The sequence below is a fragment of the Streptomyces yokosukanensis genome, assembly GCF_001514035.1.
Lineage (GTDB): Bacteria > Actinomycetota > Actinomycetes > Streptomycetales > Streptomycetaceae > Streptomyces > Streptomyces yokosukanensis.
In genome coordinates this window covers 153,637-166,753 of the sequence record NZ_KQ948213.1, presented here as the reverse complement: position 1 = coordinate 166,753, position 13,117 = coordinate 153,637, and the positions used below count along the sequence as shown (strand labels likewise).

Sequence of the window (13,117 nt, the reverse complement as noted above, 5' to 3'; positions counted from 1 at the left end):
GGCTTGTGCCTGGAATTCCAGCTTGTACGGAAAGAGGCCCGTGCGTCCCGAAAAACCAACGATCACAACCCGAAAGTGGGTATTCCCGTACGAGGAAGGCGCGTTGAGGCGGAGACTGTGCGCGGACGCCGGTCGGCCGTCAGGCCGGTCCCCGGAAATCCTCGGTGTGGTCGCGCGTCCACGCGGCGAAGGTGCGGGCCGGGGTGCCGGTGACCTTCTCCACCGTGTCCGTGATCTCCGGTGGCACGCCGACGCTGTCCGCGAAGGTCTGCAGCAGCCGTTCGACCATCTGCGGCGGGGCGTGCGGGAACAGCTCCGGGCCCGCCTCTCGGGGATCGCTCTCCACGAACGTCAGCTCCCTGCCGACGGCCGCGCCGATCACCGCGACCTGCTCGGCGTTGGTGGTCGCCGCGGGCCCGGTCAGCCGGTGCACGGCACCCTCGTGACCGCCGTCGAGCAGGGCGCGCTCGGCGACGGCCGCGATGTCGTCCTCGTGGACGGGCGCGGAGAGCGCGCCCGCGAAGACCCCGCGGACGGTGTTCCCGGCGCGGATCTGCGGCGCCCACTGCAGGGCGTTGGTCGCGAACGCGCCCGGCCGCAGGAAGGTCCAGTCGAGCCCGCTGTCGCGGATCTGCTGCTCGACGGTGGCGTGCATGACGTGGATGGGGTGGGTCTCGTCGGCACCCTCCTGGACGATGGCGCTGGAGAGCAGCACGACCTGCCGCACCCCGTGGGCGCGGGCCCCCGCCAGCAGATCGGCGGCGCGGGGGTGGGCGTAGAGGAAGAGGGCCGTCGCCCCGTCGAACAGGGTGGCCGGGTCGTCCGGCTGGAGCCGCACCACGTCGGCGCCGGCGGGCAGCGCGGCCCGCTGCGGGTCACGGGTGAGCGCCCGCACGGGCCGGCCCGCGGCGAGGAGACGGTGGACGAGGGCACGGCCGACGTTGCCGGTCGCGCCGGTCACTGCGATCACGAAGGTGCCTCCGAAGGCTCGGCTGATCGTTCCTGACCTTGCCGAGCCTAAGCAGGTGCCCGGACCGGGGCATCGTCGCAAGGGACGATCCAGGCCCTAGGCCACCGGACCTACTCCGCTCGCGCCCCCTGTTCCACCGGCTCCTCCCGCCCGTCCCGTTCGCCCTGTCCGTCCCGTACCCGCGTGGCCCGGGCCAGGTCGTCCAGGCGGTCGGCGAGGGTGCGGCGCAGGGCCGGGGTGGGGTCCGCGTCACGCAGACAGGCCTCGCCGAGCCGCAGGTTCTCCGGGCCGACGGCATGGGCCGGGAAGGCCCAGCGGCCGGCGGCGACCGCCATGGCGGGGCCGCGCCGGGCCGCGACGGCCACGGCGTCCGGGTAGAAGCGCGGCACGTACTCCCTTACCAGATCGGCCTGTTCGGGCTGCCAGAAGCCCTGCGCGGTGGCCGTGAAGAGGTAGTTGGACAGATCGTCGCCGGCGAACATCGCCTCCCAGGCCGCCCGCTTGGCCTCCGGGTCGGGCAGGGCGGCCCGGCAGCGGGCGGCGCCTTCCTGGCCGGTGGCGCTCGGGTCGCGCTCCAGCTCGGCGGCGATGGCGGCCTCGTCGGTGGCGCCGAGCACGGCGAGCCGGCCGAGGATGCGCCAGCGCAGCTCGGGGTCGAGTTCCGGCCCGCCGGGCACCGTGCCGTCGGCGAGCCAGGCGGCGATGGCGTCGGGGTGGGCGGCCACGGCGATCAGGTGCCGTACGGCGATCAGGCGCAGGCCGGGGTGGTCGCCGTCCTCGGTGCGCCGCAGCAGGTCGCGGCACAGGGCGGTGAGGGTCGACAGGGCGGCCGGGCGGTCCTCGGGCTTCAGGTACTGGTCGGCGATCTGGCCGGAGGCGAAGGCGAGGACGCCCTGGACGAGGGCGAGGTCGGTCTCGCGCGGGAGGTGGGCGCGGGCCGTCTCCAGGTAGGCGGCGGGCGCCAGTTCGCCGTCGCGCACGGCGTCGCGCAGGGCGTTCCAGACGACCGCGCGGGTGAGCGGGTCGGGCAGTCCGGCCAGGCCGGCCCGGATCGTGGCGAAGGACTCGGGGTCGAAGCGGACCTTGGCGTAGGTGAGGTCGCCGTCGTTGAGCAGGATCAGCGCGGGGCGCTTGCCGATGGTCTGCGGAGCGGTCTGCGGGACGTCCAGGTCGAGGCGCGTGCGCAGCACCAGCCGGCCCTCATCGGTGACGGCGTGGTCGTACAGACCGGCGGTGAGGCGGTGCGGACGGCTGCCCGCGCGGTCGACGGTCAGGGTGTGGCCGCCGTCACCGGAGGCGACGACGGGCGTGAGCTTGTCCACGCCGGTGGTGCGCAGCCAGCTGTCGGCCCAGGCGGGCACGTCACGGTCGGTGGCGGAGGCGAGGGAGTCGATGAAGTCGGCGAGGGTGGCGTTGCCGAACTTGTGCCGGGCGAAGTGGGTGTTGATGCCCGCCAGGAAGTCCTTCTCACCGAGCCAGGCGGCCAGTTGGCGCAGCGCGGAGGCGCCCTTGGCGTAGGAGATGCCGTCGAAGTTGAGCAGCGCGGAGGCCGTGTCGTCGACCTTCTCGGGGGCGACGGGGTGGGTGGTGGGCCGCTGGTCGGCGTCGTAGCCCCAGGCCTTGCGGGTGACGCCGAACTCGGTCCAGGGCCCGGCGAAGCGGGTGGCCTCGGCGGTGGTCTGGTAGCCCATGTACTCGGCGAAGGACTCGTTGAGCCAGATGTCGTCCCACCACTTGAGGGTGACAAGGTCGCCGAACCACATGTGGGCCATCTCGTGCGCGATGACCATGGCGCGGGTCTGCCGCTCGGTGTCGGTGACGGCGGAGCGGTAGACGAACTCGTCGCGGAAGGTGACCAGCCCCGGGTTCTCCATGGCGCCGGCGTTGAACTCGGGAACGAACGCCTGGTCGTAGGAGTCGAAGGGGTACGGCTCCTCGAACTTCTCGTGGTAGCGGTCGAAGCAGGCGCGGGTGACCTCGAAGATCTCCTCGGCGTCGGTGTCGAGATACGGCGCGAGGGAGCGGCGGCAGTGGATGCCGAAGGGCAGCCCCCGGTGCTCGGTGCGCACCGAGTGCCAGGGACCGCCGGCGACGGCGACGAGGTACGTGGAGATCGGCGGGGTGGGCGCGGCCTGCCAGACGCCGTCGGGGCGCTGTTCGGTGATGCCGTTGGCCAGCACGGTCCAGCCCGCGGGCGCCGTCACCGAGACCTCGAAGACGGCCTTCAGGTCGGGCTGGTCGAAGGCGGCGAAGACACGCTGGACGTCGTCCATGAACAGCTGCGTGTAGACGTAGGTCTCACCGTCGCTCGGGTCGGTGAAGCGGTGCATGCCCTCGCCGGTGCGGGAGTAGCGCATGGCCGCCTCGACGCGCAGCTCGTGCTCGCCCGCGGAGAGGTTCTTCAGCGCCAGCCGGCCGTCGTGCAGCGACTCCGGGTCGAGGGGCTGTCCGTCGAGCGTGACCGTGCGCAGCTCGGCGGGCTTCAGCTCGACGAACGTGTCCCCGGCGGACCGCGCGGTGAACCGGATCACGGTACGGGAGTCGAAGGTCTCGTCCCCGGTGGTCAGGTCCAGTCCGACCGTGTAGCGGTGGACGTCGAGGAGCTGTGCTCGCAGCTGCGCTTCATCGCGCGTGAGAACGGACATGCAGGCCATGCTGCCTGATCGCACTGACAGCGCACAGGGGGTGGACGGTTTCGCGGCTTTTGTCCGGCCCACCGGTCCCGGGAGTCACTCGCGACCCACCCGGGGGTCAGTCGTCCGGCTGCTGGCCGTTGGCCGCGTCCTCGGCGATGCGCTCGTGGTGCCGGATCACCTCCGCGATGATGAAGTTCAGGAACTTCTCGGCGAAGGCCGGGTCGAGCTTGGCGTTCTCCGCCAGGCGGCGCAGCCGGTCGATCTGGCGGGCCTCGCGGGCCGGGTCGGCGGGCGGCAGCTGGTGCACCGCCTTGAGCCGACCGACCTGCTGGGTGGCCTTGAAACGCTCGGCGAGCAGGTGGACGACGGCCGCGTCGATGTTGTCGATGCTGTCGCGCAGCCGCTCCAGTTCCCGACGGACCTCGGGGTCCACGGCACCGGTTCCGGTTTTGCTGGTGGTCATGAACGTCACCCTATGGGGTCGCCGGGCCCGGCCTTCGGGGTGTCCGGGGAGTGGATCATCGGTGGATCGTCCGGGTCCGGGACGCGGTCGCTCCAGCCGCCGGGCACGCTGCGGCCCTGCTGGGCCCGGAAGCGGACCGGGGCGAGGCCCACCCGGCGGGTGAACAGGCGCGAGAAGTACGCGGGGTCGTCGTAGCCCACGCGGCGGGCCACTGCGGCGACGGGAAGCTCGGTGGCGGCCAGGAGTTCCTTGGCCCGGCCGAGGCGGATGCCGAGCAGATAGTCCTTGGGGCTGCACCCCGCGGCCCGGCGGACGGCGCCGCGCAGCTCGGCGGTGGTCATCCCGTGCCGGGCGGCGTGGTCGGCGACGCTCAGCGGCGCGCAGGCGTCGCGGGCGAGCGCCTGGAGCACCTGGTCGCCGTCCGGGGCGAGGTCGGCGCGGGCGCGGCGCAGGGCGACGAGCAGCTCGTGCACGGCGGCGCCGGTCTCCACCTCCAGCAGCGGGTTGCCGCGGCGGGCGGCGCGGGCGATGCGGGCGACCACCGCGCGGGGTCCGGCGGCGTCCGAGAGCGCTACGACGGGCCGTTCGGGCTCGATGTAGCCGAGTTCGGTGTAGGTCGCGGCGGCGGGGCCGGCGAAGTCGACGAAGCCCTCGTCCCAGCCGGCGTCCGGGTCGGGAGCGTAGTGGTGCGGCACGCCGGGGGTGAGCCACAGCAGCGCGGGCGCGGTGACGGCCGTACGGCGCCCGTCGGCACCCCGGTACCAGCCGCGGCCCGTGCTGATCACGACGGCCACATGGTGGTCGAGGGTGCGGGGGCCGACCGTGGGCAGCGCGCCGTGCTGGAGTCCGACGCCGAGGCAGACCAGGCCGAGGCGGTGGTGGGCGGGGCCAGGGCTGAAGAACCGCATCCAGGTGTGGTACATCGGCGCTCCTCCCGGCATCGGCGACCACGGACTTCCGCCCGGGCGTCGCGTCCCGCGGGCGTCGCGGCCCACAGGCGTCCCGTCCCAGCGTTTGTCCCAGCGTTTTGTCCAAGCGTTTTGTCCAAGCAGCGCCGATCTTCGTCCATGGCGCTGATCGTCGGAAGGGGTGAGGCTTTCGCTCATGAGCGAGTTCACGGTGGGGGAATCCGACTTCCTGCTGGACGGCCGGCCGGTGCGGCTGCTGTCCGGGGCGCTGCACTACTTCCGGGTGCACGAGGAGCACTGGCGGCACCGGCTGGCGATGCTGCGGGCGATGGGCCTGAACTGCGTGGAGACGTACGTCCCCTGGAACCTGCACCGGCCGGTCCCGGGCGGCTGCCGGGACGTGCCGGCGCTCGGCCGCTTCCTGGACGCGGTCCGGGAGGCCGGTCTGTGGGCGATCGTGCGGCCGGGCCCCTACATCTGCGCCGAGTGGGAGAACGGCGGCCTGCCGCCCTGGGTCACGGGCGAGCCGGGCATGCGCGTGCGCACGCGTGACGCGCGCTATCTCTCCCACGTGGAGCACTGGTTCCATCAACTGATGCCCGAGATCGTGCCCCGGCAGATCGACCGCGGCGGCCCGGTGGTCCTGGTCCAGGTCGAGAACGAGTACGGCAGCTACGGCAGTGACACCGGCTATCTGGAGGAGCTGGCGGCCCTGCTGCGCGCCGAGGGCGTCACGGTCCCGCTGTTCACCTCGGACGGCCCCGAGGACCACATGCTGACCGGCGGTTCGCTGCCCGGGGTGCTCGCCACGGTGAATTTCGGCTCCCACGCGCGCGAGGCCTTCGCGACACTGCGCCGCCATCGCCCCGAGGGCCCGCTGATGTGCATGGAGTTCTGGTGCGGCTGGTTCGACCACTGGGCCGGCGAGCATGTCGCACGGGACCCCACCGAGGCTGCGAAGGCGCTGCGGGAGATCCTGGAGTGCGGGGCGTCGGTGAACCTCTACATGGCGCACGGCGGCACGAGCTTCGGCGGCTGGGCGGGCGCCAACCGGGGCGGCACGCTCCACGAGGGCCCGCTGGAGCCCGATGTGACCTCCTACGACTACGACGCCCCCGTGGACGAGTACGGCCGCCCCACGGAGAAGTTCTGGCGCTTTCGCGACGTGCTGGCCGACCACCACGACGGGCCACTGCCCGAACTGCCGCCGCCGCCCGCCTCGTTGGGCCTCCCGGCCGAGGTGGCGCTGGACGGCTTCGCCTCCCTGGGGGACGTCCTGGAAGCGCTGGGCGGCGAGGAGACGGTGGCGCCGGTGCCGCCCACCTTCGAGGAGCTGGACGTCACCCGCGGACTGGTGCGCTACGAGGTGGACGTGCCCGGCCCCCGGCAGCCGTATCCGCTGGCCCTGCGCGGGCTGCGGGACCTCGCCGTGGTGTACGTCGACGGCGAGCGGGCCGGGGTGCTCACCGAGGAGGAGCCGCGGCTGGAGGAGCCCGTCGCGAGCCCCGCGCGCGTGGAGCTGTGGGTGGAGTCCCTCGGGCGGGTGAGCTACGGGCCGCGCTTCGGCGAGGCCAAGGGAATCACCGGCGGCATCCTGCACGAACGGCAGTATCTGCACGGGGTACGCGCGCGTGGCCTGGATCTGGACGCCTTCTCGGGCGGCGTCGCGAAGGTGGGGTTCGGCGCGCTGCCCGAGGAGGGCGCGGCGGGCCTGTACCGGGGCACCGTCCTGGTCCGCGGGGCCGGGGACGCCCGGCTGGAGCTGCCCGGCCGGACCCGCGGTTTCGTCTGGATCAACGGGTTCGGCCTGGGCCGCTACTGGTCGGTGGGCCCGCAGCGGTCCCTGTACGTCCCCGGCCCGGTGCTGCGCGAGGGCGAGAACGAGGTGTGGGTGCTGGAGCTGCAGGAGACCGACCCGGACCGGCCGGCGCCCCGGCTGCTGCCGGTGTGACCGGCCGCCCTTGCCGCCTACAGTGGAGAGGAGTTCCGGCGTCATTGGGGGTGCGGACGTGGCGAACGGCGGACCGGTCCAGCACGGCTACCCGCACCTGGAGACGGTACGGGCCGCCATCACCGCGCTGTACAGGCGCCTGTCCTACGACACCGTCCAGACGTTCTCGACCAGCCTGGCCCCGGCCGACGCGGCCTTCTGCGACACCGACGATCTGCACCTGGGCGCGCAGCGCGTGGCCCGCGAGATCGTGCGGCACTTCCGGCTGCCGGACGCGCGGCTGATCGTCGGATTCCGCGAGATGACCCACGCGGCGCATGTCGAACTGGCGGCGGGCCCCGAGTACTTCGTGGAACTGAACGACCGCTTCCGCACCCACCGCCGGGACATCGGCGCGGCGCTCGCCCACGAGGTGGCGCACGTCTATCTGCACCGCCTGGACCTGTCCTTCCCGTCCACGCCGGACAACGAGATCCTCACGGACACGGTGACGGCCTATCTGGGCGCGGGCTGGCTGCTGCTGGACGCCTTCCGGGAGGACGCGGTCTCCTCGCAGAAACTCGGATACCTCACCCCGGAGGAGTTCGGGTACGTCCTGGCCAAGCGGGCCCTGCTCTTCCACGAGGATCCCTCGGTGTGGTTCACCAGCCCGCAGGCCTACGACGCGTACGTCAAGGGAATGGCCCAGGCCCGCCGGGACGAGCAGCAACCCCCGCTGACCGGGGCCGGCTGGGCGGGCCGGCGCCGCTACGCCCACGACCGCAGGCACGCGCCGTCCGCTCCGCCGGAGGCGCCCTACGCCTTCACCCCCGACCCCACCGGCCAGCTCCGTGTGACGTTCCCCTGCCCGACCTGCCACCAGCGGATCCGGGTACCGGTGAAGGGGCGGGTACGGGCGCGGTGCGGATTGTGCCGGACGGTCCTGGAGTGCGACACCTAAGAGGCGCCGTAGACCGCCCCCGGCCCTTCCGCCGCCGCCAGCAGCTCGCGGGCCCGCTCCCCCGCCTCGGCCGGTGTCCATCGGGTGCCCTTGTCGGCGGTGGGGCCGGGGCGCCAGCCCTCCATGACGGTGATCCGGCCGCCCTCCGCCTCGAAGACCCGGCCGGTGACCCCCGCGCTCGCGGCCGAACCCAGCCAGACCACGAGCGGGGAGACGTTCTCGGGCGCCATGGCGTCGAAGCCGGTGGCCGGGGCCGCCATGGCCTGGGCGAAGGCGCGTTCCGTCATACGGGTGCGCGCGGCGGGCGCGACGGCGTTGACCTGGACGCCGTAGCGGGCCAGTTCGGCCGCGGCGACCAGGGTCAGCCCGACGATCCCGGCCTTGGCGGCGCTGTAGTTGCCCTGCCCCACCGAGCCCAGCAGTCCGGCCCCGCTGCTGGTGTGGACGATCCGGGCCTGCGGGAGGCGCCCCGCCTTGGCCTCGGCCCGCCAGTGCGCGGCGGCGTGCCTCAGGGGCAGGAAGTGGCCCTTGAGGTGGACGCGGATCACCGCGTCCCAGTCGTCCTCGTCGAGGTTGACCAGCATCCGGTCGCGCAGGAACCCGGCGTTGCTGACGAGCGTGTCGAACCGGCCGTACGCCTCCAGGGCGGTGTGGACCAGGCAGGCCGCGCCGTCGGTCGTGGCGATGTCACCGTCGTGCACGACCGCCTCGCCGCCGGCGGCCCGGATCTCCGCGACGACGGCCTCGGCCGGGCTCTCCGCGCCGGGTGCCCCGTCCAGCCCGACGCCCAGGTCGTTGACGACGACCCGGGCGCCCTCGGCCGCGAAGGCGAGGGCATGGGCGCGGCCGAGCCCGCGGCCCGCGCCGGTGACGGCGACGACCCGGCCGTCGCAGATTCCGCTCATCTGACTTCTCCCGGTTGACGGTTGACGGTCGAGGCGTCCAGAAAGGCGGGCCGCTCCCCGCCGCCGTGGACGTGCAGACTGGCTCCGCTGATGTAGGCGGCCGCGTCGGAGGCGAGGAAGACGGCGGCGGCGCCGACGTCGGCGGGAACGGCGAGCCGGCCGAGCGGGACGGTCCCGGAGACGGCGGCGATGCCGTCCGGTCCGCCGTAGTGCACAGGGGACAGCTCGGTGCGGACCATGCCGACCACGAGCGTGTTGACGCGGACGTCCGGCGCCCACTCCACGGCCATGGAGGCGGCCAGGTTCGCGAGACCGGCCTTGGCCGCGCCGTACGCGGCCGAACCGGGCGAGGGCCGGCCGCCGCTGACGCTGCCGACCATCACGACCGAGCCCCGGCTGCGGCGCAGCTGTTCGTACGCGGCGAGGGACGCGGTCAGCGGGGTGATCAGGTTCAACTCGATGACCTTGGCGTGCCGTTCGGAGTCGGCGTCCGCCAGCCGCCGGTACGGCGTGCCGCCCGCGTTGTTGACGAGCACGTCGAGTCGGGGCAGCGCGCCGAAGAAGGTCCGGACGGCGGGCGGGTCGCGCAGGTCGAGGGGGATGAACTCGATGCCGTCCAGCGGCTGTTCGGGAGGTCTGCGGGCGCAGGCCACGACCCGGGCGCCGGTCTCGGCGAAGGCCCGGGCGATCCCGGCCCCGACCCCCCGGGTGCCGCCGGTGACGACGACGGTTGTGTCGCGCGGCAAGTTGTCCACAGGCTCTCCCGCTCGTCTGTGCCGACTGCTAGCTTCGAAGCCTCGCACCTAACAAATGTTTGGTGGAAAGGTAGCTGATGCGCCCATGGGTGTCTCCCGTTCGTCCCCGGAAAAAGGGATTTCCGTGGTCACCGTCGACGTCCCGCCGGTCAACGCGCTGCCGGTGCGCGGCTGGTTCGAGCTGGCCGACGCCGTGCGCGAGTCCGGCCGCGACCCCGAGGTCCGGTGCGTGGTGCTGGGCGCCGAGGGCCGCGGGTTCAACGCGGGCGTGGACATCAAGGAGATACAGGCACGGGGTCAGGAGGCGCTGATCGGCGTCAACCACGGCTGCGCCGAGGCTTTCGCGGCGGTCTACGAGTGCGCGGTCCCAGTCGTCGCGGCGGTGCAGGGCTTCTGTCTGGGCGGCGGGATAGGCCTGGTGGGCAGCGCGGACGCGATCGTGGCGAGCGAGGACGCCGTCTTCGGGCTGCCCGAGCTGGACCGGGGCGCGCTGGGGGCCGCGACCCATCTGGCCCGGCTGGTCCCGCAGCACCTGATGCGCGCCCTGTACTACACGGGGCGCACGGTGAGCGCGGCGGAGCTGCACCGGCACGGCTCGGTGTGGCGCGTGGTGCCGCGCGCGGGGTTGCGGGCGGCGGCGCTGGAGCTGGCCCGCGAGATCGCCGCGAAGGACGGGCGGCTGCTGCGCATGGCCAAGGCGGCGATCAACGGCATCGACCCGGTCGACGTGCGCCGCAGCTACCGCTTCGAGCAGGGCTTCACCTTCGAGGCCAACCTGAGCGGACTGGCCGACCGGGTCCGCGACACGTTCGGGAAGGAGGGCGCATAGATGGGCGACAAGACGATGACCGCCGAGGAGGTGGTCTCCCGGCTGGAGAGCGGCATGACCCTCGGCATCGGCGGCTGGGGTTCCCGGGGCAAGCCGATGGCGCTGGTCAGAGCCCTGCTGCGGACATCCGTCAGCGATCTGACGGTCGTGTCGTGCGGCGGCCCGGACGTCGGGATGCTGGCCGCGGCCGGCCGGATCCGCAGGCTGGTCACCGCCTTCGTCACCCTCGACTCCATCCCGCTGGAACCGCACTACCGCGCGGCACGTGAGCGGGGTGCCTTCGCGCTGACGGAGATCGACGAGGGGATGTTCCAGTGGGGCCTGCGGGCGGCGGCGCACCGGCTGCCCTTCGCACCGGTGCGGGCGGGCCTCGGCTCGGACGTGATGCGGGTCAACCCCGGCCTGCGGACGGTCACTTCGCCCTACGAGGACGGGGAGACGTTCGTGGCCATGCCCGCCCTGCGGATGGACGCGGCGCTGGTGCACGTGGGCCGCGCCGACCGGCTGGGCAACGGCCGGTGCCTGGGCCCGGACCCGTACTTCGACGACCTGTTCTGCGAGGCGGCGGACGCGGCCTACGTCTCCTGCGAACGGATCGTGGACACGGCCGAGCTGACCAAGGAGGCGCCCCCGCAGTCGCTGCTCCTCAAGCGGCTCGCGGTGACCGGCGTGGTGGAGGCCCCGAACGGCGCACACTTCACCTCCTGCGCACCGGACTACGGCAGGGACGAGGAGTTCCAGCGGCACTACGCGTCCACCCCGTGGCCGGAGTTCGCCCGGAGGTTCCTCGGCGGGGACGAGGAGGCGTATCGGGCGGCGGTGCGGGACTGGCGGGAGGAGAGCGAGGAATGAACATTCCGCAGACGACGGCGAGCCGCGCCCCGGCCGGCCCGCCCACCCGGGCCGAGTACTGCGTGATCGCCTGTGCCGAGGCCTGGCGCGGGGCCGGGGAGATCCTGGCGAGCCCGATGGGCCTGATCCCCTCGCTGGGCGCGCGACTGGCCCGGCTCACCTTCGCACCGGACCTGCTGCTGACCGACGGCGAGGCCCTGCTGGTCCGCCCGGACGGCACGCCCGAGGGCTGGCTGCCCTACCGGCAGCATCTGGAACTGGTGGCGGGCGGACGCCGGCACGTGATGATGGGCGCGAGCCAGATCGACCGCCACGGCAACCAGAACATCTCCTGTGTCGGCGACTGGGCACAGCCGCGCCGACAGCTGCTGGGGGTGCGCGGTGCGTCCCTCAACACGCTCAACAACCCGACGAGTTACTGGATCCCGAGACATTCCCGGCGGGTGTTCGTGGAGCGGGTGGACATGGTGTGCGGGGTGGGGTACGACCGGGCGGCCGCCCTGGGCGCCACGGCCCGGTTCCACCGCCTCGTGCGGGTCGTCTCCGACCTCGGCGTCTTCGACTTCGCCACCCCCGATCACACGATGCGGCTCGCCTCGCTGCATCCGGGGGTCGACGTGGCGCAGGTGCGGGAGGCGACGGGCTTCGCGCTGGCCGTGCCGCAGGAGGTGCCCCGCACCCGGGAGCCGGAGCCGGCGGAACTGCGGCTGATCCGCGAGGTGCTGGACCCGGACGGGGCGCGCCTGCGCGAGGTGCCCGAGGGCGGAAGGGGGTGACGTGGTGAGGGAGACCGCGCTGACCCGGCTGGTCGGGGTGCGGCATCCGATCGTGCAGACCGGGATGGGCTGGGTGGCCGGCCCCCGGCTGGTCTCGGCGGCGGCGAACGCGGGCGCGCTCGGCATCCTGGCCTCCGCGACGATGACGCCGGACCGGCTGCGCGAGGCGATACGAGAGGTGCGGTCCCGTACCGACGCGCCGTTCGGGGTGAATCTGCGCGCCGACGCGGGCGACGCGGCCGACCGGGTGGAGATCATGCTGGCGGAGGGGGTCCGGGTGGCCTCGTTCGCCCTGGCCCCCTCGCGCGAGCTGATCGCCCGGCTCAAGGAGGCGGGTGTGGTCGTCGTCCCGTCCGTCGGGGCGCGCCGGCACGCCGAGAAGGTGGCCGCGTGGGGTGCGGACGCAGTGATCGTGCAGGGCGGCGAGGGCGGCGGGCACACCGGCGAGGTGGCGACGAGCGTGCTGCTGCCGCAGGTGGTGGACGCGGTGGACATCCCGGTCGTGGCGGCGGGCGGCTTCTTCGACGGACGGGGCCTGGTGGCGGCGCTGGCGTACGGGGCGGCCGGGGTGGCGATGGGCACGCGGTTCCTGCTCACCTCCGACTCGACCGTGCCGGACCCGGTGAAGGCCCGCTATCTGGCGGCGACGGTCCGGGACGTGACGGTCACGCGGGCGGTGGACGGCCTGCCGCACCGGATGCTGCGCACGGATCTGGTGGACGCGCTGGAGCGGTCGGGCCGGATACGGGTCCTCGCCCACGCCCTGCGCAAGGCGGCCGGATTCCGGCGGCTGTCGGGGCTGACCTGGCCGCAGCTGATCCGCGACGGTCTCGCGCTCAAGCACGGCAAGGAGCTGTCCTGGAGCCAGGTGGTACTGGCCGCGAACACGCCGATGCTGCTGAAGTCCGCGATGGTGGACGGCCGTACGGACCTCGGGGTGATGGCGTCCGGGCAGGTCGCCGGGGTGATCGACGACCTGCCGTCGTGCGCGGAGCTGGTGGAGCGGATCGTGAAGGAGGCGCAGGAGGTGCTGGACGGACTGGCAGGCCCGCGGGGCCGGGAGAGGTGACGGGGAGGGGAGGGGTGACGGGGCCGGGAGGGGGTGGCGGGGCCGGGATGACGGGGCTGGGAA

The 13,117-nt window shown here is 73.4% G+C and carries 12 protein-coding genes; 6 read left to right on the top strand and 6 right to left on the bottom strand.

Annotation, left to right across the window (positions count from 1 at the left end; genetic code table 11):
• Positions 1-139 precede the first annotated feature (139 nt).
• From AQI95_RS20705 to AQI95_RS20690, 4 genes are all read right to left on the bottom strand, one after another.
• Complete coding sequence (locus AQI95_RS20705) at positions 140-970, bottom strand: NAD(P)H-binding protein (protein ID WP_067125486.1); 831 nt, start codon at positions 968-970, stop codon at positions 140-142.
• A 110-nt stretch (positions 971-1,080) separates the two neighbouring features.
• A complete protein-coding gene (pepN, locus tag AQI95_RS20700; protein ID WP_067126309.1) occupies positions 1,081-3,615 on the bottom strand; it encodes an aminopeptidase N in 2,535 nt (844 codons plus the stop codon).
• A gap of 106 nt (positions 3,616-3,721) precedes the next feature.
• The gene (locus tag AQI95_RS20695; RefSeq protein WP_067126306.1) at positions 3,722-4,069 is read right to left on the bottom strand and encodes a chorismate mutase; all 348 of its coding nucleotides are present in this window, start codon (positions 4,067-4,069) and stop codon (positions 3,722-3,724) included.
• 5 nt (positions 4,070-4,074) lie between these two features.
• Entirely contained in the window at positions 4,075-4,992 is a 918-nt protein-coding gene (locus AQI95_RS20690) for a helix-turn-helix domain-containing protein (RefSeq protein WP_067125483.1), read from the bottom strand.
• Positions 4,993-5,173: 181 nt separating this feature from the next.
• On the opposite strand from AQI95_RS20690, the gene AQI95_RS20685 reads away from it, so the two are divergent.
• On the top strand, positions 5,174-6,928 hold the full coding sequence (locus AQI95_RS20685) for a glycoside hydrolase family 35 protein (RefSeq protein WP_067125481.1): 1,755 nt from the start codon (positions 5,174-5,176) through the stop codon (positions 6,926-6,928).
• A 58-nt stretch (positions 6,929-6,986) separates the two neighbouring features.
• Entirely contained in the window at positions 6,987-7,868 is an 882-nt protein-coding gene (locus tag AQI95_RS20680) for a hypothetical protein (RefSeq protein WP_067125478.1), read from the top strand.
• Here the strand turns inward: AQI95_RS20680 and AQI95_RS20675 are convergent.
• Positions 7,865-8,773, bottom strand: coding sequence for an SDR family oxidoreductase (locus AQI95_RS20675; RefSeq protein ID WP_067125475.1), 909 nt, complete (start codon positions 8,771-8,773; stop codon positions 7,865-7,867). The two genes, AQI95_RS20680 and AQI95_RS20675, sit on opposite strands and share 4 nt — an antisense overlap.
• Positions 8,770-9,519 carry an SDR family oxidoreductase gene (locus AQI95_RS20670; protein ID WP_067126303.1) on the bottom strand — a complete coding sequence of 250 codons (750 nt, stop codon included), beginning with the start codon at positions 9,517-9,519 and terminating at the stop codon, positions 8,770-8,772. The genes AQI95_RS20675 and AQI95_RS20670 overlap by 4 nt, the downstream gene beginning before the upstream one ends.
• 94 nt (positions 9,520-9,613) lie before the next feature.
• On the opposite strand from AQI95_RS20670, the gene AQI95_RS20665 reads away from it, so the two are divergent.
• From AQI95_RS20665 to AQI95_RS20650, 4 genes are read left to right on the top strand one after another with little or no spacing between them, the layout of a single operon-like run.
• Positions 9,614-10,357, top strand: coding sequence for an enoyl-CoA hydratase family protein (locus AQI95_RS20665; protein WP_067125473.1), 744 nt, complete (start codon positions 9,614-9,616; stop codon positions 10,355-10,357).
• Entirely contained in the window at positions 10,358-11,209 is an 852-nt protein-coding gene (locus AQI95_RS20660) for a CoA transferase subunit A (RefSeq protein WP_067125470.1), read from the top strand. It begins immediately after the preceding gene.
• Positions 11,206-11,985, top strand: coding sequence for a CoA-transferase subunit beta (locus tag AQI95_RS20655; RefSeq protein ID WP_067125467.1), 780 nt, complete (start codon positions 11,206-11,208; stop codon positions 11,983-11,985). The genes AQI95_RS20660 and AQI95_RS20655 overlap by 4 nt, the downstream gene beginning before the upstream one ends.
• A 4-nt stretch (positions 11,986-11,989) precedes the next feature.
• Complete coding sequence (locus tag AQI95_RS20650) at positions 11,990-13,054, top strand: NAD(P)H-dependent flavin oxidoreductase (protein ID WP_079071391.1); 1,065 nt, start codon at positions 11,990-11,992, stop codon at positions 13,052-13,054.
• The last annotated feature ends 63 nt before the right edge of the window (positions 13,055-13,117 follow it).

Bases quoted from the DNA above. Each gene is read 5' to 3' on its own strand.
- AQI95_RS20685 (WP_067125481.1), top strand. From the start codon at position 5,174: ATGAGCGAGTTCACGGTGGGGGAATCCGACTTCCTGCTGGACGGCCGG.
- AQI95_RS20675 (WP_067125475.1), bottom strand. From the start codon at position 8,773: ATGAGCGGAATCTGCGACGGCCGGGTCGTCGCCGTCACCGGCGCGGGC.
- AQI95_RS20665 (WP_067125473.1), top strand. From the start codon at position 9,614: ATGGGTGTCTCCCGTTCGTCCCCGGAAAAAGGGATTTCCGTGGTCACC.
- AQI95_RS20660 (WP_067125470.1), top strand. From the start codon at position 10,358: ATGGGCGACAAGACGATGACCGCCGAGGAGGTGGTCTCCCGGCTGGAG.
- pepN (WP_067126309.1), bottom strand. From the start codon at position 3,615: ATGTCCGTTCTCACGCGCGATGAAGCGCAGCTGCGAGCACAGCTCCTC.
- AQI95_RS20690 (WP_067125483.1), bottom strand. From the start codon at position 4,992: ATGTACCACACCTGGATGCGGTTCTTCAGCCCTGGCCCCGCCCACCAC.
- AQI95_RS20655 (WP_067125467.1), top strand. From the start codon at position 11,206: ATGAACATTCCGCAGACGACGGCGAGCCGCGCCCCGGCCGGCCCGCCC.
- AQI95_RS20695 (WP_067126306.1), bottom strand. From the start codon at position 4,069: ATGACCACCAGCAAAACCGGAACCGGTGCCGTGGACCCCGAGGTCCGT.